Origin of the sequence: Frateuria sp. Soil773 (assembly GCF_001428405.1) — a bacterium.
In the GTDB taxonomy this organism is placed as follows: domain Bacteria; phylum Pseudomonadota; class Gammaproteobacteria; order Xanthomonadales; family Rhodanobacteraceae; genus LMSL01.
The window spans coordinates 386326-408934 of the sequence record NZ_LMSL01000041.1 but is presented as its reverse complement, the minus strand read 5'-3'; the positions used below and the strand labels follow the sequence as shown (position 1 = coordinate 408934).

Below are 22609 nucleotides of genomic sequence, written 5' to 3'. Positions count from 1 at the left end.
CGTCAGGCGAGAGGACATTACCGATGCACTTCCGTCACATTCTGAGCGCCCTGGGCCGCCACCGGATCGCCGTCGGCCTGCTCGTGCTGGAGATCGCCTTCTCCTGCGCGGTGGTCTGCAATGCGTTGTTCCTCATCGGCGACCGGCTGGAGCGCATGCAGCGGCCCAGCGGCGTGGACGAGGCACACGTGGTCGAGTTGTTCATCGGCAGCGTCACGCCCGGTTCGGCGGATGCGGTCATGGCGCAGACGCGCACCGACCTGGCCGCGCTGCAGGCCATCCCGGGCGTCGCCAGCGCATCGGTCATCAACCAGACGCTGTTCGGCAACTCGCTCAGCTCCAGCGGCGTCAGCCTCAGCGACGCGGCGAAGGCGCCGAGCATCCCGGTCACGCAGTACATGGGCGACGCACGGCTGGCCGGCACGCTGGGCCTGAAACTGGCAGCGGGCCAGTGGTTCAAGCCGGACGAATTCGTCACCCGAGAGCAGCTCATCAGCGGCAGCCCCGGCCTGCCCGTCATCATCACCAAGGCGGTGGCGGAGCATCTGTTCCCGGGGCAGCCGGCGGTCGGCAAGACCATCTATGCCTTCGGCGCCAACCGCGTAGTGGGGGTGCTGGATCGGCTGGTGCAGCCGCGCGACTCCGGTCCCGCGGCGTATTACGGCTACGCCATGATGTTCCCGGTGAACCTGCCTTACACGGAAGGTGCCTACGTGATCCGGGTCAAGGACGCATCGCAGCGGGAGGCGGTGATCCAGGGCGCGCTGCGCGCACTGAAGGCCAGCGGCCCGATGCGCCTGATCACGCCGAAATACGCTTTCACCCTGGAGTCGCAGCGCGACAAGTACTACCGCAACGATCGCGCGATGGCGTGGCTGCTGGTGGGCGTATGCCTGCTGCTGCTGGTCGTCACGGCCGTGGGCATCGTGGGGCTGACCAGTTTCTGGGTGGCGCAGCGCCGCCGGCAGATCGGCATCCGCCGCGCGATCGGGGCGACCCGCGGGGACATCCTGCGCTACTTCCAGGCCGAGAACTTCCTGATCGCCACGCTCGGCATCGTGCTGGGCATGGTGCTGACCTACGGCATCAACCTGCTGCTGATGCGGCATTACGAACTGGGCCGCCTGCCCGGGTACTACCTGCCGCTGGGCGCGCTGGTGCTGTGGGTGCTGGGCCAGCTCGCCGTGCTCGGCCCGGCCCTGCGTGCCGCGGCGGTGCCGCCGGTAGTGGCGACGCGGTCGGTATGAATTTTCCGAGACCATCTTCCATGGGGGTTCCGCCCTCGGGGGAACGCCTGAACCGAGGAGCGATCGATGCTCGCCTATTATTTTGACCTGGCATTGCGCAGCTTCAGACAGCACAAGACACTGGCCGGGTTGATGATGCTGGCGATCGCGCTGGGCATCGGCACCTCGGTCACCATGCTGGCGGTGCTGCACAACCTGTCGGGCAACCCGATGCCGGGGCGCAGCGGGCTGCTGTTCCACCCGCAGGTGGACCCGCGCCCGACGGATCTGTCGGCCGCATCCGACGAGCCGCCGGACGACCTGACCTACATCGACGCGGTGAATCTGTACCGGATGGGCGCCGCGCCGCGTCGAGCGGTCATGAGTTCCAATCACCTGCCCACACGCGCAGATGCGCCGGACAGCCCGCTGGCGATGTACACCGACCGTGCCACCACGGCCGATTTCTTTGCGATGTTCGGCGTGCCTTTCCTCTACGGCTCGGCCTGGTCGGCGCAGGACGATGCGAACCAGGCGCGGGTGGTGGTGTTGTCGCGTGCGATGAACCAGAAGCTGTTCGGCGGCGAGAACAGCGTAGGCAGGAATCTGGTGATCGCCACCAAGACCTTTCGCGTGGTTGGCGTGATCGACGAGTGGAACCCGCAGCCGCGCTTCTACGACATCAACAGTGGCGCATTCGAGCAATCGGAGCAGATGTACCTGCCGTTCTTCACCTGGCTGGACCTGCCGCAGGACTACGGCTACGGCCCGGTGAACTGCTGGGGCAACGACCCCCATGCGGGCGAGCACAATCCCAAGACGCCGCAATGCACCTGGGCGCAGTTCTGGGTGGAGCTGGACACGCCCGCGCAGGTAGCGGGCTACCGTGCGGCGCTGGAGCAATACAGCGCGCAGCAGCGCCAGCTTGGCCGCTTCCAGCGTGCGCCCAACGCGCGCCTGCGCGGCCTGATCGACTGGCTGGACTACAAGCACGTGATCCCGGTGACCGTGCGCATGCAGACGTGGATCGCCTTCGGCGTGCTGCTGATCTGCATGGTCAACACCGTGGGCCTGATGGTGGCCAAGTTCCTGCGCAAGTCGGGCGAGATCGGCGTGCGCCGCGCGCTGGGCGCATCGCGTCGCGCCGTATTCGTGCAGTGCCTTGTCGAGGCCGGTGTGGTAGGGGTGGCCGGCGGCCTGTTGGGCCTGCCGCTGGCCTGGCTCGGCCTGTGGATGGTGCGCCAGCAACCGGTGAGCTTCGCCGCCTCCGCGCACTTCGATCCTTCCATGCTGGGCATTGCGCTTGGCCTGGCGGTGCTGTCGGCGCTGCTCGCCGGCGTGTGGCCCGCCCTGCGCGCCTCGCGCGTGGCTCCTGCCCTGCAGGTGAAATCGCTATGAGAATTCTCCGTCAGATCCGCCCCATTCTTTCCGCGCTGCGCAGCCACAAGACCGCGGTGACGCTGCTCATGCTCGAGATCGCGCTGACCATGGCGGTACTCGGCAACCTGGTGTTCATCGTGTACGGCACCATGCAGCGTTCGCACATGGCGACAGGCGTGGCGGAAAGCCAGATCGGATGGATTCAGAGCATCGGCGTGCTGGGTCAGGACAACCCGGGCACGGGTGCGGAAAACATCGCCGTACTGCGCAACGCGCCCGGCGTGCTGGATGCGGCCTACGGTTCGCCGCCCTTCGTGGGCAAGGAGACGAATCCCATCTTTCCGGACGCCGCGCGCTCGCGGCCGGTCGCGCATGCCTACGTGGTCCAGGGCAGCCAGCACATGAGTACCACCTTGGGATTGCGCATCGTGCAGGGGCGCGATTTCAACGACGGCGATCTGCCGGACCTGATGGATGTCTTCATGAAAAAGACGGATACGCCGTTGCCCGCGCTGATGACGCAGGCCCTGGCACAGCGTCTCTATCCGGACGGAAAGGCGCTGGAGCGCATTCTCTACGACGGCAGGTATGCGTATCGCGTGATCGGCATCATCGATCACCTGCGCAGCGAGGTGACCGGCCGCGCGAACGACGACGACGCACTGCTGACCGAGTACCGCATCGGCGCGCAGGACCTGGGCGGCGGCTACCTGATCCGCAGTCGGCCCGGCCAATTGCCGCAGGCGCTCAAGGCAGCGGCCGCCGCCTTGCAGAAGGCCAACCCCGGCCATGTGGAGAACAAGGTCCATACCATGGCCGAACTGCGCGAAAACTACTTCAAGAGCGACCTCGCCGCCGGCCGCATGCTGGTGGCGATCATCGCGATCCTGCTGGTGGTCACCGCGCTGGGCGTGAGCGGGCTGGCCAGCTTCTGGGTGCAGCAACGGCGCCGGCAGATCGGCATGCGCCGGGCGCTGGGTGCCACGCGAGGCGACATCCTCAACTACTTCCAGGCCGAAAATTTCCTGATCGTCAGCGGCGGCGTGCTGCTGGGGGTGTTTTTCGCCTATGCGTTGAACCTGTTCCTGATGCACCGCTTCGAGCTGGCCCACCTGCCTGCGCATTACCTGTTGGCGGGCGCACTGGCACTTTGGCTGCTCGGCCAGCTGGCGGTGCTCGGCCCGGCGCTGCGCGCGGCCGCGGTGCCGCCGGCCGTTGCGACGCGGTCGGTGTGAGGCACGGAACTGCGGCGGGAATGCCTCTGCCGTGCGCGATGCGCTTTCTGCGCTCTAAAAGCATCGCGCACGGGGTGCTTCCGCCGGGGAATGGAAAAGTCTGAAAGGAGTGCGTGGAATGTTTGGCTACTATCTCGATTTGGCATGGCGCAGCCTGCGTCGCACGCCGGTGCTCACCGCGCTGATGGTGATCGCGATCGGGCTCGGCATCGGCGCCAGCATGACCATGCTGACGGTGCTGCACGTGATGACCGACGATCCGCTGCCGGGGCGCAGCGCGCACCTGTACACGCCGCGCATCGACCCCTTGCCGCTGGCCTACAAGCAGGGCGACGACAGCCCCGACCCGGCCGACAACCTCACCTGGCCGGACGCGATGGCCCTGCTCAAGGCGCACCGCGCCACGCGGCAGGCGGCGATGGCAGGCGGCTCGCTGATGGTGCGTCCGGCGCGGGCCGGCCTGCAGCCGTTCAACGCCAATGGCCGCTACGCCACGGCGGATTTCTTCGCGATGTTCGGCGTGCCGTTCGAGCAGGGGCAGGGCTGGTCCGCGGCCGACGACGAGGCGCGCGCGCACGTGGTGGTGCTGGGCAGTGCGCTGGCGCGCAAGCTGTTCGGCGACGCCGGCGGGCTCGGCCGGACGGTGCGGCTGGAGGACAACGACTACCGCGTGGTCGGCATCGCCGGCGACTGGGCGCCGAAGCCGATGTTCTACGCCGACGCCACCGGCAGCCAGTACAGCGACGACGACCAGTTTTTCCTCCCGTTGTCGGTGGCGGTGGACCTGGACCTTTCGGTGAACGGCAACAACTCCGGATGGGGCAGGGACGAGGCGAACTCGAAGACCAACGCCAGCACGAGCTGGCTGCAGTTCTGGATGCAACTGGACACGCCCGCGCAGGTGGCGGCCTACCGGCAGTTCCTGGTCGACTACTCCGCGCAGCAGAAGGCGCTGGGCCGCTTCGAACGGCCGCCGACGAACGCCAGGCTGTACAGCCTGATGGGCTGGCTGGCGCACGAGAACCTGGTGCCGAACGACGTGCGCCTGCAGCTCTGGCTGGCGCTGGGCTTCCTGCTCGTGTGCATGGTCAACATCGTGGCCCTGCTGCTGGCGAAGTTCCTGCGGCGCAGCGGCGAGATCAGCGTGCGGCGGGCGCTGGGCGCGCAGCGGCGCGACATCTTCCTGCAACTGGGGGTGGAATCGGCGGTGATCGGGGTGGCCGGCGGCGTGCTCGGGCTCGCCATCGCCCAGCTCGGCCTGTGGAGCGTGCGCCAGCGCCCGGACGACTACGCGCAACTGGCGCAGATGGACGTACCGATGCTGCTGGGCACCTTCGTGCTGGCCATCGTCGCCAGCGTGCTGGCCGGCCTGCTGCCGGCGCTGCGCGTGTGCCGCGTGGCGCCGGCGCTGCAACTGAAGGCCCTGTGAGGATCCCGGACATGCAATTGCAACCCATACTTGCCAGCCTGCGCCACCACAGGCTCACCACGATCCTGCTGGTGCTGCAGGTGGCCTTCACCTGCGCCATCGTCTGCAACGTGGTGTTCATGGTGGCCGGACGCGTGCAGCGGATCAGCGTGCCCACCGGCGTCGCCGAACGGGAGCTTTCGATGATCCACAGCGCGGGCATCGAGAAGGACGAGAACGCGCAGGCGCGGCATACCGCCGACCTGGCGGCGCTGCGGGCGATTCCCGGCGTCCGCGCGGTGGCGGCGGTCAGCTATGCGCTGCCGCTGGGCCGGAGCGAATCGTCCTACGGTACCTGCCCGGACAAGCAGGCGATGGATCGCGTGCGGCAACTGATGTCGATGGACGGCTCCGGCTGCCTGCAGCCCAGCGTCTACGACGGCACGCCCGGCCTGATCGGCACGCTGGGCCTGCGCCTGGTCGAGGGGCGCGATTTCCTGCCGGACGAGTACGTCGTGGGCTACAAGAGCAACCCGGCGGTCGCCATCATCAGCCGCGCGCTCGCGCAGCACCTGTACCCGGACCGGCCGGCGCTGGGGCAGAGCCTGTACGTGGGCGACCGGACCATCCGCGTGGTCGGCATCGTGGACACCCTGCTGCGCCCGAACCTGCGCAAGCCGGGGGTCGACTACGACAGCATGCTGTGGCCGCAGCTACCCGACGGTTCCGGCGTGACGTACGTGATGCGCAGCGCGCCGCAGGATCGCCAGCGCGTGCTGGAGGCCGCGTCGGCCGCGCTGGTGAAGGCCAGCCCGAACCGCATCGTCAATCCGAAGCGGATGCGCACGTTCTCGCAGATGCGCGCCAAGTATTTCCAGCGCGACACCACCATGATCGGCCTGCTGGTCGCCTCCGGGCTGGGCCTGCTGTTCGTCACCGCGCTGGGCATCACCGGGCTGGCGAATTTCTGGGTGCAGCAGCGCCGACGTACGATCGGCATCCGCCGGGCGATCGGCGCCACCCGCGGCGACATCCTGCGCTATTTCCTGGCCGAGAACTTCCTGGTCGTCACTGCCGGCGTCGTGCTGGGCCTGTTGCTGGCCTGCGCGCTGAACCTGGCGCTGATGAGGCTCTACGAACTGCCGCGGCTGCCGCTGTTCTACCTGCCGGTAGGCGCGCTGGCGCTGTGGGCGCTGGGGCAGCTAGCGGTGCTCGGGCCTGCGCGCCGCGCCGCGGCGGTGCCGCCGGTGGTGGCGATGCGCTCGGCCTGAGGGCGCCGCGGACGGCGGGGATGGCGGGCCGCGGCGGGGCGGCTCGCCGTCGCCCGGCCCGCCGACCGCCTCGCCGGCGCGAAATTACGCGAGAATGCCATCAGTCATGGCAACCTTTCGGCGTGGAGCTGCATCCATGTCGACATGTGCAGGAAAAAGATGCGTACCGTTCTGATCATCGACGACAACCCCGCCGTGGGCGAAGCGCTGTCGCTGCTGCTTTCGCTGCACGACATCCGGCCGCTGATCGCGCTCACCCAGAAGGAGGGGCTGGAGCTGCTGGAGCGCGAGAGCGTCGACGTGGTGATCCAGGACATGAACTTCACCGCCGACACCACCTCGGGCGAGGAGGGCGTGGCGCTGTTCCGCGCGATCCGCCAGCGCCATACCGACCTGCCGGTGGTGCTGCTGACCGCATGGACGCACCTGGAGACCGCGGTGGAACTGGTCAAGGCCGGCGCCGCCGACTACCTGGCCAAGCCGTGGGACGACACCAAGCTGCTGGCGACGGTGGAAAACCTGCTGGAGCTGTCCGAATCCACCCGCGAGGTGACGCGCACGCGGCAGGAGCGCCGGCGCCGCCGCGACGCGCTGCACCGCACCTACGAACTGGACGGCCTGGTGTTCGCCTCCGACGCGATGGCGCAGACGCTGGAGCTGGCCTGCCAGGTGGCGCGCTCGCCGGTGCCGGTGCTGATCACCGGCCCGAACGGCGCCGGCAAGGAGCGCATCGCGGCGATCGTGCACGCCAACTCGGCGGTGCGCAGCGGGGCGTTCGTGGCGGTGAACTGCGGCGCGCTGCCGGGCGAGCTGATCGAGGCGGAGCTGTTCGGCGCCGACGCCGGTGCCTACACCGGCGCGAACAAGGCGCGCGAGGGCCGCTTCGAGTTGGCCGACGGCGGCACGTTGTTCCTCGACGAGATCGGCAACCTGCCGCTGTCCGGCCAGGTGAAGCTGCTGCGCGTGCTGGAGACCGGCCAGTTCGAGCGGCTCGGCTCCGGCCGCACCCGGCAGGTGAAGGTGCGCGTGCTCAGCGCGACCAATGCCGACCTCAAGGCGATGGTGCGCGCGGGCACGTTCCGCGAGGATCTCTACTACCGCCTCAACGTGATCGAGGTGAACCTGCCGCCGCTGGCCGAGCGCAGCGACGACATCCTGCCGCTGGCCGAGCATTTCCTGGACGGCCGCGCCGCGCTCGGCGACGCCGCGCGCGAGGTCCTGCTCGGCTATCCGTGGCCGGGCAACGTGCGCGAGCTGAAGAACGCGATCGAGCGCGCCGCCCTGCTCGCCGGCGACGGCGTCATCACGCCGCCGCTGCTCAACCTGCCGCAGCACACGCCGCAGGCGGCGCGCAACCTGGACGAGCCCAGCCGCGAGTCGGTCGAGGCGGCGCTGCACAAGGCCGACGGCGTGGTCAGCCGCGCCGCGCAGGCGCTGGGCCTGTCGCGGCAGGCGCTGTACCGGCGGATGGAGCGCTACGGGCTGGCCGCGCAGTCGTAGCCGCCCGGATCGGCATGCCGGAAGCGACGCGGCCATCCGGCCGGCCATGAGTCATCCTTGCCGCTCGCGCGGCGGCGGGGGATGATCGACGCCTGACCTTGCAGGAGACCTTCATGCGATCGCGTACCTTGATTTTCGCCCTGCTCGCGCTGGCCCTCGCCGACGCGTCGCTGGCCCAGAGCGCGACCGACGCCAGCCGCCTCAGCGACGACTGGAAAGCCTCGAAGCAGCCCGCGCCGGCCGGTTCCACGGCCTATGGCGCCATGCCGCAGAAGGCCGCGGACGGCGAGTCCGGCCACTTCAAGTTCAAGCAGCGCGCCGGCTACAAGGACGCCCCGGGCAACGCCGCCCAGGCCCAGTCCGGCAAGGCGCCGGTGATGGGTCGCAGCGTGGTGGGCAGCGACGGCCGCCCGGCCGTGAACTGCGTGAACACGCCCAGGGACCCTGCGTGCCGCTGAGCCGCGATCCCGCCGGGAGCGCGGCATGCCGCGGCTGAATTCGCTGGAGACGCGGCTGACCGCGCTGCTGGCCCTGGCCGGCGTGGCCGGGGCGCTGATCTACGTGGGGGTCACCCAGTGGCCGCTGCCGCAGATCATCGGCTGGCTGCACCGCGACCTTGCGATCAACGTGCGCGCGCCGACCCAGGTCGGCGCGTACGGCGGCCTGCTGGCAAGCCTGCTGGTGCTGCTGCCGCTGGCGTTCTGGCTGGCCGGACTGGCGATGGCGCCGGTCAAGCGGCTGCTGCGCGCGCTGGAAGGGGCGGTGGCCAGCTATCGCGACGGCGATTTCAGCTTTTCCATCGCGGCCGACCGCGGCGACGAGCTGGGCACGCTGATCCGCATGCACAACGCGCTCGGGCAGACCCTGCGCGAGCAGCGCCAGCACCTGGTGCAGCGCGAACTGCTGCTGGACACCGTGGTGCAGAACACGCCGGTGGCGCTGGTGCTCACCAATGCCAGCGGCCGCGTCACCTACGCCAACATCGCCGCGCGGCACCTGTTCAACGAGGGGCGCAGCCTCAACGGGCTGGATTTCAACGAGCTGCTGGACGACGTGCCGCCGCCGCTGCGCCGCGCGGTGGAGAGCGGCGAGGATGCGCTGCTCAGCGTGGAGATGGACGGCGGCGAGGAGACCTTCCACCTGTCGCAGCGCGCGTTCCGCCTGCAGGGCCAGCCGCACCGCCTGCAGTTGTTCCGCCGCATGACGCGCGAGCTGTCGCGGCAGGAAGTGACCACCTGGAAGCGGGTGATCCGGGTGATCAGCCACGAGCTGAACAATTCGCTGGCGCCGATCTCCTCGCTGGCGCATTCCGGCGCCGAGCTGGCCCGCCGCGGCGACCTGGCCCGCCTGCCCGGCGTGTTCGCCACCATCGGCGAGCGGGCGCGGCACCTGCACAGCTTCATCGCCGGCTACGCCAGCTTCGCCAAGCTGCCGGCGCCGCAGCCGCAGAAGATCGAGTGGCCGGCGTTCCTGGACAGCCTGGCCCTGCATTGCCGCTACCGCCTGGCCGGCGCGGTGCCGACCCAGCCCGGCTGGTTCGATGCGGTGCAGATCGAGCAGGTGCTGATCAACCTGATCAAGAACGCGCACGAGGCCGGCGGCGACGAAGACGAGGTGACCCTGTCGCTGCTCCTGGTCGGCCACGAGTGGCGCATCGAGGTGGCCGACCGCGGCCCCGGCATGAGCGAGACGGTGCTGGCCCAGGCGCTGCTGCCGTTCTATTCCACCAAGCGCTCCGGCACCGGGCTGGGGCTGGCGCTGGCGCGCGAGATCGCCGAGGCGCACGGCGGCCGCGTGGCGCTGGCCAACCGCGAGAAGGGCGGCCTGCGCGTGAGCCTGCTGCTGCCGTCCGGCGCGGCGCACGGCTAGGCGGCATCGGCGGGCTCCTCGCCTATACTCGCCGCTTCTGCCAGAGGAGGGAGGATGTCATGGGAAGCCTGTTTGCGCTGGTCCTGATCGTGGTGGCGGTCGTGGTGCTGGTGAAGCTGGTCCGGATCGTGCCGCAGGGCTACGAGTGGACGGTGGAGACCTTCGGCAAGTACACCCGCACGCTGAGCCCGGGGCTGCATTTCCTGATCCCGGTCTACCAGACGGTCGGGCGCAAGATGAACATGATGGAGCAGGTGCTCGACGTGCCGTCGCAGGACGTCATCACCAAGGACAACGCGGTGGTCCGCGTGGACGGCGTGGTGTTCTACCAGGTGCTGGACGCCTCCAAGGCCGCGTACGAGGTGGCGAACCTGGAGCAGGCCTCGCTGGCGCTGGTGATGACCAACATCCGCACCGTGCTCGGCTCGATGGACCTGGACGAATCCCTGAGCAAGCGCGACGCGATCAATGCGCAACTGCTGCGCGTGGTCGACGAGGCGACCCATCCCTGGGGCGTCAAGGTCAACCGCATCGAGATCAAGGATATCGCGCCGCCGCGCGACCTGGTCGACTCGATGGCGCGGCAGATGAAGGCCGAGCGCGAGAAGCGCGCCAACATCCTGGAGGCGGAAGGCTTCAAGCAGGCGGCCATCCTCAAGGCCGACGGCGAGAAGCAGTCGGCGATCCTCGCCGCGGAAGGCAAGAAGGAGGCCGCGTTCCGCGAGGCCGAGGCGCGCATCCGCCTGGCCGAGGCCGAGGCGAAGGCGACCACGATGGTTTCCGACGCGATCGCCGGCGGCAACGTCAACGCGCTGAACTACTTCGTCGCCAACAAGTACGTCGAGGCCCTGAAGGAAATGGCCAACTCGCCGAACCAGAAGATGCTGCTGCTGCCGATGGAGGCCACCGGCATCCTCGGTTCGCTGGCCGGCATCGCGGAACTGGCGAAGGAGTCGCTGGCCCAGCAGCAGGGCGGCGCGCCCGCCCGCACCACGCCGCCGGCCATGCGCTGAGCGGACCATCAATCCCGCCGGCCGTGGGGCGACCGGCGGACAGGGGGATGACATGGTTCAACAGATCACGATGCATTATCTGTGGTGGATTCTTGCGCTGGTGCTGATCGGGCTGGAGGTGGCCATCCCCGGCTACTTCATGCTGTGGATCGGCATCGCGGCGGCGGCGACCGGCCTGCTGCTGCTGGTGGCGCCCTCGCTGTCGCTGCTGGCGCAGGCGGTGGCCTTCGCGCTGCTGGCGTTCGCCTCCTGCGCGGTCTACTGGTACGGCCTGCGGCCGCGCCTGCAGCGCCATGCGGCCGGCGACGAGCGGCTCAACCGGCGCGGCGAGCAGATGATCGGGCAGCGCTACGTATTGGTCGAGCCGATCGTCAACGGCCGCGGCAAGGCGCAGGTGGGCGACGGCCAGTGGCTGGTCAGCGGGCCGGACCTGCCGCTGGGCAGCACGGTCGAGGTGCTCGGCGTGGAAGGCACCACCCTGAAGGTGCGGCCCGCCGCATGAGCGAACCGTCGCCTGCCGCCGCGCCCTCCAGCGCCCCGCTGACGACGCGCATCGCCTTCCTGGTCGAGCTGGCGCGCCGGCTGCACCAGTACGGCACCTCCACGCCGCGGCTGGAGTCGGCGGTGGCCGGGTCGGCGCAGCGGCTGGGGCTGGCGGCGGACGTCTGGTCCAGTCCCACCGCGATCATCATTTCCTTCGCCGAACTGAACCAGGGCGAGGAAGGGTTGGCCCAGGTCACCCAGGTGATGCGGCTGCCGCCGGGCGACGTGAATCTGGCGCGCCTGTGCGAGGCCGACGCGATCGCCGACCGCGCGATCGCCGGCGAGCTGGGGCTGCGCGAGGGCTTCCGCCTGCTGCGCGCCCTGGGCCTGCCGGACACGCGCCGCGCCCAGGCCGGCGTGATCGCCAGCTACGGCCTGTCCGCGGCCAGCATCGTGGCGCTGCTGCTGCACAGCTCCTGGGCCGACCTGGTGGTGGCGTGCGCGATCGGCCTGATCATCGGCACGATCACCGTGATGTCGGCCACCCGGCCGCGCCTGGCGGTGGCGAGCGAAGCGATCAGCGCCCTCGTGGCCACCGTCATCGCCACCCTGGTCAGCGCCTTCGTGGTGCCGCTGGCGATCAAGGCGGTGGTGCTGGCCAGCCTGATCGTGCTGGTGCCCGGCATGGCGCTGACCACCGCGGTGCGCGAGATATCCAGCCAGCACCTGGTGGCCGGCATGGCGCGGATGGGCGGCGCGGTGGCGACCCTGCTCAAGCTCACCTTCGGCACGGTCGCGGCCAGCCAGTTGTGCGTGGCGATAGGCATCCACGCCAGCGATTTCGCGCTGCCGCCGCTGCCGCACTGGACCGATTACCCCGCCCTGCTGCTGGGCGCGCTGGCGTTCGCCATCGTGTTCCGCGCCGCGCCGCGCGACTGGCTGGTGGTGATGGCGGCGGTGATCGTGGGGTACCTCGCCACGCGTTGGGGCGGGGCGATCTCGGGTGCGATCCCCGGCGCCCCGTTCGGCGTCTTCCTCGGCGGCCTGCTGCTGGGCGCATTGTCCAACCTGTATGCGCGCTACATGCACCGCCCGGGCGCGGTCATCCGCGAACCGGGGATCATCCTGCTGGTGCCGGGCAGCGTGGGTTTCCGCAGCGTGTCCTACCTGTTCGAGCGCGATACCACGCTCGGTACGGATACCGGCATCCTGCTGGTGACGCTGTTGGTTTCGCTGGTGGCGGGGCTGTTGTTCGGCGACCTGCTGGTATCGCCGCGGCGCTCGCTCTAGGCGCCTGTTCAAAGTCTCCCGAGTCCCCCCACGGGGCGTCATCCCAGCGAACCCCGAAAAGGGGGCAAGAGCTGGGATCCAGTGCCTCTGGGTTTTGGGGGAAGGGGAGAGTCGCTGGATGACCAGCCCTTCGGCTGCTGAAAAGCGCCTCCTGCTTGACCGGCCCTGCGGCCGTTGAAAACGGCTGGGATGACGTATCGTGGGGGGGAGGTATCTGAAGACCGTGAAGAGGCTCTAAGGCCGGTCCGTCCAGAATGGAAAACGCCGGCGCAAGGCCGGCGTTTTGTTTTTTCCATCGTGCCGGATGGCAGCGGATCAGATCGCCAGATCCTTTTCCTTCTTGCCGGCCTTCAGCGCATCGTTGAACCAGCGCGGGCGCTTGCCGCGGCCGGACCAGGTCTGCTCCGGGTTGCCGGGATTGCGGTACTTCGGGGCGACCGTGCCGGTGCTGCGGCGGGCCTTGCCGCGCGAGCCGCCGAAGATATCCTCGAACGAATAACCCTCGGCCTTGATCAGCGCGTGCACCTTTTCGCGGATCTTGACGACCTTCTCCTTGCGCAGTTCGCTCTGGCGGAGCTGGGCCTTGCTGATAAGGTCGTTGAGTTGATTGTGATTGAGGTTCTTGATATCGACTGCCATGGTAACTCCCGTATGCCTATTGTGAATTAAGGGGGGCATCATCATTGAAAATGGTCGCCTTCCTGGCGCGCGCCGGATTCTCCCCGATTTTCCGATTAATTGCAAAAGAAGGCGATTCGGCGGTAATGCCAATGGACAATGGCGGCGTATTGCATGCAGATACGGCGGTGCCATATTGATACGAAAACGGCCGCATTGCGCGGCCGTTTTCATTAGCCTTGGCTTGCCATTCAGCCGAGCAGTGCGAACAGCTCTTCTTCGGTAATCGCGCGCGCTTCGGCTTCGTCGCGCTTGCGGTATTCCAGCGTGCCGGCGGCGAGCCCGCGCTCGCTCACCACCACGCGGTGCGGAATGCCGATCAGCTCGATGTCGGCGAACATGGCGCCGGGACGCAGGCCGCGGTCGTCCAGCAGGGTTTCCGCGCCCTGCGCGCCGAGCTTGCGGTACAGGGCCTCGGCGGCCTCGTTCACGGCCGGCACGTTCTTCGGGTTGATCACGCAGACGGCGACCTGCCACGGCGCCATCGCCTCCGGCCAGACGATGCCGGCCTCGTCGTGGCGCTGCTCGATCGCGGCGGCGACGATGCGGCTGACGCCGATGCCGTAGCAGCCCATGGTCATCACCTGGTTCTTGCCCTGGTCGTCCACCACGGTGGCGCCCAGGGCCTGGGCGTACTTCTGGCCGAGCTGGAACACGTGGCCCACCTCGATGCCGCGCGCCAAATGCAGGCTGCCCTTGCCGTCCGGGGAGGCATCGCCCTCGACCACCTGGCGCAGGTCTTCCACGCGGGTGATCCGCGCGTCGCGTTCCCAGTTGGCGCCGGCGTAGTGCGTATCGTCGGCGTTGCCGCCGCAGATGAAGTCGGCCAGCACCGCGGCGTCGCGGTCGACGATCACGGGGATCGCGTCGGGCAGCCCGACCGGGCCGACAAAGCCGGGGTGGGCGCCGACCGCGGCGAGGATCTCCGCCTCCGGGGCCAGCACGGCTTCGTCCGGCAGCTCGACCAGCTTGCCGGCCTTCACCTCGTTGAGCTCGTGGTCGCCGCGCAGGCACAGTGCGACCAGGCCGTCGCGGCCGCGCACCAGCAGCGTCTTGAGCACGCGGTCGGGCGAGGTGCCGAAATGGCGGCAGACGTCTTCCACGGTGCGCACGCGCGGCGTGTCGACGCGCTGCAGGTCGGCGGCCGCCGCCGGCCGTGTGGTGACCGGCGGCAGCGAGGTGGCCTTCTCGACGTTGGCGGCGTAGTCGGAGCCGTCGGAGAAGGCGATCGCATCCTCGCCGGCATCGGCCAGCACCTGGAACTCGTGGCTGGCATTGCCGCCGATCGCGCCGGTGTCGGCCTGCACGGCGCGGAACTGCAGGCCGAGCCGGGTGAAGATGCGGGTATAGGCCTGGTACATCGCCGCGTAGGTCTCGGCCAGCGACTCCTGGGTCAGATGGAAGGAATAGGCATCCTTCATCAGGAATTCGCGCGCACGCATGACGCCGAAGCGCGGGCGGATCTCGTCGCGGAACTTGGTCTGGATCTGGTAGAAATTGACCGGGAGCTGCTTGTAGCTTTTCAGCTCGTTGCGGGCGAAATCGGTAATGACTTCCTCGTGGGTCGGTCCGTAGCAGAACTCCTGCTCCTTGCGGTCCCGGATTTTCAGCAACTGGTCGCCGAATTTCTCCCAGCGCCCGCTTTCCTCCCACAGCTCCTTGGGCTGTACCGACGGCATCAGCATTTCGATCGCGCCGGCGCGGTCCATTTCCTCGCGCACGATCCGCTCGACCTTGCGCAATACGCGCAGCCCCAGCGGGCTCCAGGTATACAGGCCGGAGGCGAGCTTGCGGATCATGCCGGCGCGCAGCATCAGCCGGTGGCTGGCGATTTCGGCGTCGGCGGGGATTTCCTTGACGGTGGCCAGGTGGAATTGGCTGAGGCGCATGATGGTTCGATCCGGCGGGCGTTAAAGACGCCGATTATAGCCAACGGAGCGGCAATCGCCCGCCTGGAACCAGGCTTCCTACTTCGGTAAAGCGGCAAACCTCAGCGCGGCACGCAATAACGCTGGTAGTCCATGTTCGCCGAGGCGAGCTGCTGCTGACGCTGATTATCGTCGAGTGCCTGCTGCCTGCCGTTGGTCTCCATCACCACCGGGCCTTTGGCGTTGAGGGCATCCATATTCATCTTGAGCGAAGTGCAGAGCTTGCTGCGATTCTCGGGGGTATCGGCCACGGGCCCGCTGGCGGGGCTGGAAGCGGGTACCTGCTCCGGCGCGGCGGGCTTGGAAAGAGGTTCGGCGGTGCCGGTCGTGGCGACTTTCTGGAACCTGGTGCCTTGCGCCGGCGGCGTTTCGGAGTAATGCACCGTGCCGTGCGAATCAGTCCACTTATAGGCCTGGGCGAAAGCGATCGGGGTCAGCAGCAGCAGCGCAGCGGCGAGAAGCGGGCGACGCATGGGATTCTCCAGCACGGGATGGGATGCCAGCGCACTTGTTAGCACCGCCGCGGCCGGGACTCAAGCCGCATGGTTTACACTGCGCGCATTACGTCACGGATTGCTCCATGAGCGACAGCGCACCCGCCCGTACGCCGCGGCACCGCGGCATCTACCTGCTGCCGAACCTGTTCACCACGGGGGCGATGTTCGCAGGTTATTACGCGATCGTGGCCAGCATCGGCGGCCGCTATGCGGATGCGGCCATCGCGGTCTTCGTGGCCGCGCTGCTGGACGGCCTGGACGGGCGCGTGGCGCGGCTGACCGGCACGCAGAGCGAGTTCGGCGTGCAATACGATTCGCTGTCCGACCTGGTCAGCTTCGGCCTCGCGCCGTCGCTGGTGATGTACACCTGGTCGCTGTCGGCGCTGAAGGAGTTCGGCCCGCTGTGGGGCAAGGCGGGCTGGGCCGCGGCCTTCGTCTACGCCGCCTGCGCCGCGCTGCGGCTGGCCCGCTTCAACACCCAGGTCGGGGTGATCGACAAGCGCTACTTCCAGGGACTGGCCAGCCCGGCGGGCGCCGCGGTGTGCATGTCGTACGTATGGAGCATGGACAAGTTCGGGATCGGCGGCGCCGACCTGTGCTTCGTCACGCTCGTGCTGGCGGTGGTGGTGGGGCTGCTGATGGTCAGCCGGTTCCGCTACTACAGCTTCAAGTCGCTGCCGATGGGCGACCGCGACCGCGTGCCGTTCTGGTGGGTGGTGGCCGCCGTGCTGCTGCTGGTGCTGCTGGCGCTGGACACGGCGCGGGTGCTGTTCGTGGGCTCGTCGCTCTACCTGCTGTCCGGCCCGGTGATGACCCTGTGGGGACGGGCCACGCATCGCCGGGCCCGCCGCGGCGCCGCATGAACGCCTTGCCGCGCGCCACGCCCGCATCGCACCGCGCCCGCGTTTTGCGCGCGCTCGGGGTGGCGCCGTGGGTCCTGCGTGCGCCGGGGCAGGGCGCGGCTATGGCCGCGTCCGTGTCCGCCGGCGAGCCGCCCGGCACCGATGCCGCGCCAGTACCGGCACTGGCCTGCGCGGTGGTGCTGCCCGGCGGCTGCGCCACGCGCGAGCTTGACCTGCTGGGGCGCGCGCTGACCGCCTACGGTGCCGGCCTGGCGCGCGCGGCGCGGATCGCCGTTGCGGACGGCCAGGTGGCCGGACCGCTACCGCAGGTGCGCGCCTACCTGGTGTTCGGCGAAGCGCAGGCGCGTGCGCTGGGCCGCGACCTGCCGGCGGCGGCGATGGCGCAGGCGCAGATCGTGCTCGCCGACGAGCCGCCGCAGATCCTGGCGACGGCCGCCGGCAAGCGCCGCCTGTGGTCGGCCATGCGGCAACTGCGCCGCGCCCTGGCTGGCGATACGGGCTGACCCGCGATGGTCGCGGTGGCTCGGCCCGACGTCGAGGTGCGTGCGATGCGGCGCGAGGACCTGCCCGCCGTCAGCGCGCTGGAAACCGCGTCCTACGATTTCCCCTGGTCGCAGGGAATCTTCGCCGACTGCCTGAAGGCCGGCCATCCCTGCTGGGTGCTGTGGATGGACGGCGCCATCGCCGGCTACGGCATCCTGTCGGTCGCCGCCGGCGAGGCGCACGTGCTGAACCTCTGCATCGGCGAGGCGCAGCGCGGGCAGGGCCTGGGCCGCCACCTGCTGCGCCGCCTGCTCGACATCGCGCGCTGGAACGGCGCCGAGCGCGTGTTCCTCGAAGTGCGCCCCTCCAACCCCCTGGCGAAGCGGCTGTACGAGTCGGTGGGCTTCAGCGAGATCGGCCGGCGGCCGCGCTACTACCCCGCGCGCGACGGGCGCGAGGACGCCATCGTGATGGCCCTGGAAATGGCCGCCGGCCATTTCCAGAAATAAGCACGGCGCACCCGCCCTTCGCTTTCGGAAGAAGGGCCTCCCGCGCGGGTCAGCCCAGCTTCTGCACCTGCTCGCGCAACGCGCCGAGCTGGGCGCTCCAGTCGACGATGCGCTGGCGCTCCTGCGCCACCACCTCGGCCGGCGCGTTGGCCACGAAATTCGCGTTGCCGAGCTTGCCCTCGCACTTGCGGATCTCGCCTTCGATGCGGCCGATCTCCTTGGCCAGGCGGGCCTTCTCCGCGCCGAGGTCGATCAGCCCGGCCAACGGAATCAGCACGCGCATCGAGCCCACCACGGCGGCCGCGGCGGCGGGTTCGTCCGCGCCGGCCTCGATCCACTGCGGCGCGTCCACACGCGCGAGGAAGGCGATCTGCGCGGCGAATTTCGCGGCGCGCGCGCGGTCGCCGGCGTCGCCGCCGGCGAGCAGCAGGGGAATCGTCTTGCCGGGGGCGATGTTCATCTCCGCGCGGATCCGGCGGATGCCGGAGAGCACCGACTTGAACCATTCGATCTCGGCGCTGGCGGCGGCGTCCGCGGCGATGGCGCCGGCCTGCGGCCACGGCTGGCCCAGGATGCCGCCGGCGGGATCCAGCCCCAGCTTCGGCGCCACCGATTGCCAGATCTCCTCGGTGATGAAGGGCACCACCGGGTGCAGCGCGCGCAGCACGGTTTCCAGCACCACCAGCAGGGTATGCCGCGTGGAGGCCGCCGCGTCCGCGTCGCCGCCGTTGGGCGCCGGCCCTTCGACTTTGCTCAGGGCAGGCTTGGACAGCTCCAGGAACCAGTCGCAGTATTCGTTCCACACGAACTCGTACAACGTCTGCGCCAGCAGGTCGAAGCGGTACGTGACGAAGTGTCCTTCGGCCTCGGCCAGCGTCTGCTTCAGGCGGGTGAGAATCCACCGCTCCGCCTCGGTCGCCGGCTTTTCCGAATCCCGAATCCCGAATCCCGAATCCCCCACGTTCATCAGCACGAAGCGCGCCGCGTTCCACAGCTTGTTGCAGAACGCCTTGTAGCCTTCGGCGCGCTTGAGGTCGAAGTTGATGGTGCGGCTGTAGCTGGCGAGCGCGGCGAAGGTGAAGCGCAGCGCGTCGGTGCCGATCGCCTTGATGCCGTCGGGGTAGTCCCTGCGAATGCGCTTTTCCACCTTCTCGCGCACCTGCGGGATCAGCAGCGACCGGGTGGACTTGGCCACCAGCGGTTCCAGCTCGATGCCGTCGATCAGGTCCAGCGGGTCCAGCGTGTTGCCCTTGGACTTGGACATCTTCTGGCCTTCCGCATCGCGCACGATCGCGTTGATGTAGACCTCGCGGAACGGGATGCGGCCGGTGAAGTAGCGGGTCGCCATCACCATCCGCGCGACCCAGAAGAAGATGATGTCGAAGCCGGTGACCAGCACCGCGCTGGGCAGGAAGACCTGGTCGTCCTCCCAGTTCGCGACGATCTCGCCGCGCTCGTTCCTCACCGGGCCGCCGGCCGGCCAGCCCAGCGTGGAGAACGGCCACAGCGCCGAGCTGAACCAGGTGTCCAGCACGTCCTCGTCCTGGCGCAGCGCGCCGACCGGCGCCGTCGCCGCGCTGGCGCGCGCGTCGGCCTCGTCCTCGCCCACGAAGATGTTGCCGGCCTCGTCGTACCACGCCGGGATGCGGTGGCCCCACCAGAGCTGGCGGCTGATGCACCAGTCCTGGATGTTGTCCAGCCATTGCGTGTACGTCGTGCTCCAGTTCTCCGGCACGAACTTGATTTCGCCCGAGCGCACGGCGTCGAGCGCCGGCTCGGTGATCGCCTTGCGCCCGCCCGGGCGGCCATCGGCCTGCACGTCGGAGGTGAGGTCGACGAACCACTGGTCGGTGAGCATCGGCTCGATCACCGCGTCCGAACGCTGGCTCACCGGCACCTGCAGCTTGTGCGGCTTGGTTTCGACCAGCAGGCCGGCGGCTTCGAGGTCGGCCAGCACGGCCTTGCGCGCGTCGTAGCGGTCGAGGCCGCGGTATTTTTCCGGCGCGTTGTCGTTGACCTGCGCGCCCAGGGTGAAGATGGTGATCGGCGCCAGCTTGTGGCGCTGGCCGATCGCGTAGTCGTTGAAATCGTGCGCCGGGGTGATCTTCACGCAGCCGGTGCCGAATTCGCGTTCGACGTAGTCGTCGGCGATCACCGGGATCTCGCGCCCGGTCAGCGGCAGGCGCAGCATCTGGCCGACCAGGTGGGCGTAGCGCTCGTCTTCCGGGTGCACGGCCACGGCCACGTCGCCCAGCATGGTCTCCGGGCGGGTGGTGGCGACCACCACGCTTTCCGCGCCGTCCACGGTCATGTAGCGGATCGACCACAGGTGGCCGTCGCGCTCCACGTTGTTCACTTCGAGGTCGGAGACGGCGGTGCCCAGCACCGGGTCCCAGTTCACCAGGCGGTTGCCGCGGTAGATCAGGCCCGCGCGGTACCACTCCACGAACACCTTGCGCACCGCCGCGGACAGGCCCTCGTCCATGGTGAAGCGCTCGCGCGACCAGTCGGCGGCGGCGCCGATGCGGCGCATCTGGTGGGTGATGGTGGAGCCGGATTCCTCCTTCCACCGCCACACGCGCTCGACGAAGGCGTCGCGGCCAAGGTCGTGCCGGGTCTTCTCCTCGGCCGCGAGCTGGTTCTCCACGATCTTCTGGGTGGCGATGCCGGCGTGGTCGGTGCCCACCTGCCACAGCGTGTTCATGCCGCGCATGCGCTGGTAGCGCACCAGCATGTCCATCACGGTCTGCTGGAACGCATGCCCCATGTGCAGCGTGCCGGTGACATTCGGCGGCGGCAGCAGGATGCAGTACGGCTCGCCCTTGCCCGGCGGCTGGAATGCGCCGCTGGCTTCCCAGCGCGCGTACCACTTCGATTCGATCTGGGCGGGTTCGAAACTCTTTTCCATCGGGGACTCGTGGTGGCGCGCCGGCCGGCGCGCGGTGGCAAGGGACGTGAACGCTCCATTGTAAGGGCGGAGGCTGCGAGCCCCAAGCGCGGCCGGGCACGGCGCTGGGCCGTCGCGGGCGGCGCCGGCGCGGCTGCCCCGTGCAGGCATGGGCAGGGCAAGGCAATGCCACGGGCGGCCGGATCGCCGGCCGGGCTGGGTGGCGTCGGCTTGAACGCCCGTCCCGGTGCGTGTGCCGGATGCCGCAAGCCGGGGGATTGCGCCGGCTGCCCGCGGTCGCCGGCGCCGGCATCGCGCGGCCGGCCGGGCGGGCGTTCCTCAGCCGCGCAGCGCGCGGCCGTAGGCGTGCACTTCGTCCACCAGCACTTCGACGTGGGCGGGATCGACTTCCGGCGTGATGCCGTGGCCGAGGTTGAACACGTGGCCGGGATGGTTGCCGTAGCTGTCCAGCACGGCGCGCGCCTCGCGGCGGATGGTGTCGGGGTTGGAGCGCAGCACGGCAGGGTCCAGGTTGCCCTGTAGCGCCACCTTGCCGGCGACCGCGCGGCGGGCGTCGGCAAGGTCCATCGTCCAGTCGACGCCCAGCGCGGCGCAGCCGCTGTCGGCCATTTCGGCCAGGTGCATGCCGGCGCCCTTGGAGAACAGGATCACCGGCAGGTCGCGGCTGTGGGCGTCGGCCTTCAGCGCGGCGACGACCTGCGCCATGTAGCGCAGCGAGAATTCCCGGAACGGCGCAGGGCCGAGCAGGCCGCCCCAGGTATCGAACACCATCAGCGCCTGCGCGCCGGCGGCGGCCTGGGCGATCAGGTAGGCGGCGACGGAGCGGGCCAGGATGTCGAGCAGCCGGCGGGCGAGCGCGGGATCGTTCCAGCACATCGCCTTGAGCGTGGCGAAGTCCCGCGAGCCCTGGCCCTCGACCATGTAGCAGGCCAGCGTCCACGGGCTGCCGGAGAAGCCGATCAGCGGCACGCGGCCGTCCAGCTCGCGGCGGATCAGCCGCACGGCGTCCATCACGTAGCGCAGCTCGGCGTCCATGTCGGGCACGGCGAGCCGGGCGACGTCGGCGGCGCTGCGCACCGGGCGCGCGAACTGCGGGCCCTCGCCCTGCGCGAACGACAGGCCCAGGCCCATCGCGTCGGGAATGGTGAGGATGTCGGAGAACAGGATCGCCGCGTCCAGCGCGAAGCGCTCCAGCGGCTGCAGGGTGACTTCGCAGGCCAGTTCCGGCGCCTGCGCCAGCGCCATGAAGCTGCCGGCGCGGGCGCGGGTGGCGCGGTACTCCGGCAGGTAGCGGCCGGCCTGGCGCATCACCCAGATCGGGGTGGTGTCGGTGGGCTCGCGGCGCAGCGCGCGCAGGAAGCGGTCGTTCTTCAGCGGTGCATTCATGTCAACGTCCGTGCGGGCCTTCCAGCCCCTGGGCGAACATCACGCGGTAGCCGCGCTTGAGCTGGGCGTCGCGGGCCTTCTCGAACGCCGCGAAGGCCTCGTCGCGTTCGAGGTACTGCTCGCGCTTAAGGGTGGCGCGGCCGCCCTGAGTGCCCGATTCGCGGTACAGCGTCCAGCCGCCGAGCAGGTCCTGTTCCAGCACGATCTGGACATAGCGCGGCGCCTCGGCGGAGGCGGGCATGGTTTGCAGATAGAGGCGCATGGCGTCCGTGATGGGGCGGCGGCATGCCGCAAACCGCACATTCTAGAAGGCCGGCGGCATGCTGGCGAGCCGGGTGTGGTCTTTACGGTCGGGCGGCGTGCGGCGCGATGCCGCGTCAGTCGCCCAGAGGCATCGTTGGAACCGGCGCCGGTGCGCTCCCATGGATGAGCGGCGCGAAGCCGACGGCGAGCACCACCAGCAGCCCGAACGCCGCGATGCGATCTTCGTGGCATTCCAGTGCCGCACCGCGCGGGTAGCGCCCCAGCGTGCAGAGCAGCAGCGCGGCGCGGCCGACGTTGAACAGCACCGTGTGCCAAACCAGTTCGAACAAAAAGCTCTCGACGAGTGTCTCCCACAGCCAGCGCAGGACGGCGAACAGGGCGTGTGCGATCAGTTCCACGTTTCCGTCTCTCGGTCCGC

At 69.3% G+C, this 22609-nt stretch carries 21 protein-coding genes; 14 read left to right on the top strand and 7 right to left on the bottom strand.

The annotated features are described in order from the left end of the window. The first annotated feature begins 23 nt into the window (after window positions 1–23). The 11 genes from ASG87_RS17650 (at window position 24) to ASG87_RS17600 (ending at window position 12675) form a co-directional block, all read left to right on the top strand. The gene (locus ASG87_RS17650; RefSeq protein ID WP_056008282.1) at window positions 24–1247 is read left to right on the top strand and encodes an FtsX-like permease family protein; all 1224 of its coding nucleotides are present in this window, start codon (window positions 24–26) and stop codon (window positions 1245–1247) included. Between the two features lie 66 nt (window positions 1248–1313). Then, window positions 1314–2624 carry an ABC transporter permease gene (locus ASG87_RS17645; protein ID WP_056008280.1) on the top strand — a complete coding sequence of 437 codons (1311 nt, stop codon included), beginning with the start codon at window positions 1314–1316 and terminating at the stop codon, window positions 2622–2624. Next, complete coding sequence (locus tag ASG87_RS17640; protein ID WP_056008278.1) at window positions 2621–3841, top strand: FtsX-like permease family protein; 1221 nt, start codon at window positions 2621–2623, stop codon at window positions 3839–3841. Before ASG87_RS17645 ends, ASG87_RS17640 begins: the two co-directional genes overlap by 4 nt. Before the next feature lie 118 nt (window positions 3842–3959). Further along, a complete protein-coding gene (locus ASG87_RS17635; RefSeq protein WP_056008276.1) occupies window positions 3960–5270 on the top strand; it encodes an ABC transporter permease in 1311 nt (436 codons plus the stop codon). An 11-nt stretch (window positions 5271–5281) separates the two neighbouring features. After that, complete coding sequence (locus ASG87_RS17630) at window positions 5282–6520, top strand: FtsX-like permease family protein (RefSeq protein WP_056008273.1); 1239 nt, start codon at window positions 5282–5284, stop codon at window positions 6518–6520. Window positions 6521–6679: 159 nt separating this feature from the next. After that, window positions 6680–8020 carry a sigma-54 dependent transcriptional regulator gene (locus ASG87_RS17625; protein WP_056008270.1) on the top strand — a complete coding sequence of 447 codons (1341 nt, stop codon included), beginning with the start codon at window positions 6680–6682 and terminating at the stop codon, window positions 8018–8020. A 113-nt stretch (window positions 8021–8133) separates the two neighbouring features. Then, a complete protein-coding gene (locus ASG87_RS17620; RefSeq protein WP_157511146.1) occupies window positions 8134–8478 on the top strand; it encodes a hypothetical protein in 345 nt (114 codons plus the stop codon). A gap of 25 nt (window positions 8479–8503) precedes the next feature. Further along, the gene (locus tag ASG87_RS17615; protein WP_056008265.1) at window positions 8504–9889 is read left to right on the top strand and encodes an ATP-binding protein; all 1386 of its coding nucleotides are present in this window, start codon (window positions 8504–8506) and stop codon (window positions 9887–9889) included. Window positions 9890–9948: 59 nt separating this feature from the next. Then, the gene (locus tag ASG87_RS17610) at window positions 9949–10902 is read left to right on the top strand and encodes an SPFH domain-containing protein (protein WP_056008262.1); all 954 of its coding nucleotides are present in this window, start codon (window positions 9949–9951) and stop codon (window positions 10900–10902) included. Between the two features lie 52 nt (window positions 10903–10954). After that, window positions 10955–11404 carry an NfeD family protein gene (locus ASG87_RS17605; protein WP_056008259.1) on the top strand — a complete coding sequence of 150 codons (450 nt, stop codon included), beginning with the start codon at window positions 10955–10957 and terminating at the stop codon, window positions 11402–11404. Continuing rightward, window positions 11401–12675 (top strand): threonine/serine exporter family protein, encoded by a 1275-nt coding sequence (locus ASG87_RS17600; RefSeq protein ID WP_056008257.1) that lies wholly within the window; start codon window positions 11401–11403, stop codon window positions 12673–12675. The genes ASG87_RS17605 and ASG87_RS17600 overlap by 4 nt, the downstream gene beginning before the upstream one ends. 315 nt (window positions 12676–12990) lie before the next feature. Here ASG87_RS17600 and ASG87_RS17595 read toward each other — a convergent pair whose 3' ends face one another. The 3 genes from ASG87_RS17595 to ASG87_RS17585 form a co-directional block, all read right to left on the bottom strand. After that, window positions 12991–13314 carry an H-NS histone family protein gene (locus ASG87_RS17595; RefSeq protein ID WP_056008256.1) on the bottom strand — a complete coding sequence of 108 codons (324 nt, stop codon included), beginning with the start codon at window positions 13312–13314 and terminating at the stop codon, window positions 12991–12993. 230 nt (window positions 13315–13544) lie between these two features. After that, complete coding sequence (locus ASG87_RS17590) at window positions 13545–15242, bottom strand: proline--tRNA ligase (protein ID WP_056008254.1); 1698 nt, start codon at window positions 15240–15242, stop codon at window positions 13545–13547. 101 nt (window positions 15243–15343) lie between these two features. Next, window positions 15344–15754, bottom strand: a complete 411-nt coding sequence (locus ASG87_RS17585) for a DUF4124 domain-containing protein (protein ID WP_056008251.1) — start codon at window positions 15752–15754, stop codon at window positions 15344–15346. A 107-nt stretch (window positions 15755–15861) separates the two neighbouring features. On the opposite strand from ASG87_RS17585, the gene ASG87_RS17580 reads away from it, so the two are divergent. From ASG87_RS17580 to rimI, 3 genes are read left to right on the top strand one after another with little or no spacing between them, the layout of a single operon-like run. Then, a complete protein-coding gene (locus tag ASG87_RS17580) occupies window positions 15862–16641 on the top strand; it encodes a phosphatidylcholine/phosphatidylserine synthase (RefSeq protein WP_056008248.1) in 780 nt (259 codons plus the stop codon). Further along, window positions 16638–17144, top strand: coding sequence for a hypothetical protein (locus ASG87_RS17575; protein WP_056008245.1), 507 nt, complete (start codon window positions 16638–16640; stop codon window positions 17142–17144). Before ASG87_RS17580 ends, ASG87_RS17575 begins: the two co-directional genes overlap by 4 nt. Before the next feature lie 6 nt (window positions 17145–17150). Then, complete coding sequence (gene rimI / locus ASG87_RS17570) at window positions 17151–17633, top strand: ribosomal protein S18-alanine N-acetyltransferase (protein ID WP_056008243.1); 483 nt, start codon at window positions 17151–17153, stop codon at window positions 17631–17633. 49 nt (window positions 17634–17682) lie between these two features. Here rimI and ASG87_RS17565 read toward each other — a convergent pair whose 3' ends face one another. The 4 genes from ASG87_RS17565 to ASG87_RS17550 form a co-directional block, all read right to left on the bottom strand. Then, on the bottom strand, window positions 17683–20541 hold the full coding sequence (locus ASG87_RS17565) for a valine--tRNA ligase (protein WP_056008240.1): 2859 nt from the start codon (window positions 20539–20541) through the stop codon (window positions 17683–17685). A 318-nt stretch (window positions 20542–20859) separates the two neighbouring features. Then, on the bottom strand, window positions 20860–21927 hold the full coding sequence (gene hemE / locus ASG87_RS17560) for a uroporphyrinogen decarboxylase (RefSeq protein ID WP_056008237.1): 1068 nt from the start codon (window positions 21925–21927) through the stop codon (window positions 20860–20862). Window position 21928: 1 nt separating this feature from the next. Continuing rightward, a complete protein-coding gene (locus ASG87_RS17555; RefSeq protein ID WP_056008235.1) occupies window positions 21929–22189 on the bottom strand; it encodes a WGR domain-containing protein in 261 nt (86 codons plus the stop codon). Window positions 22190–22304: 115 nt separating this feature from the next. Then, window positions 22305–22589: a hypothetical protein gene (locus ASG87_RS17550; RefSeq protein ID WP_056008232.1), complete on the bottom strand. Its 285-nt coding sequence runs from the start codon at window positions 22587–22589 to the stop codon at window positions 22305–22307. Between the last annotated feature and the right edge of the window lie 20 nt (window positions 22590–22609).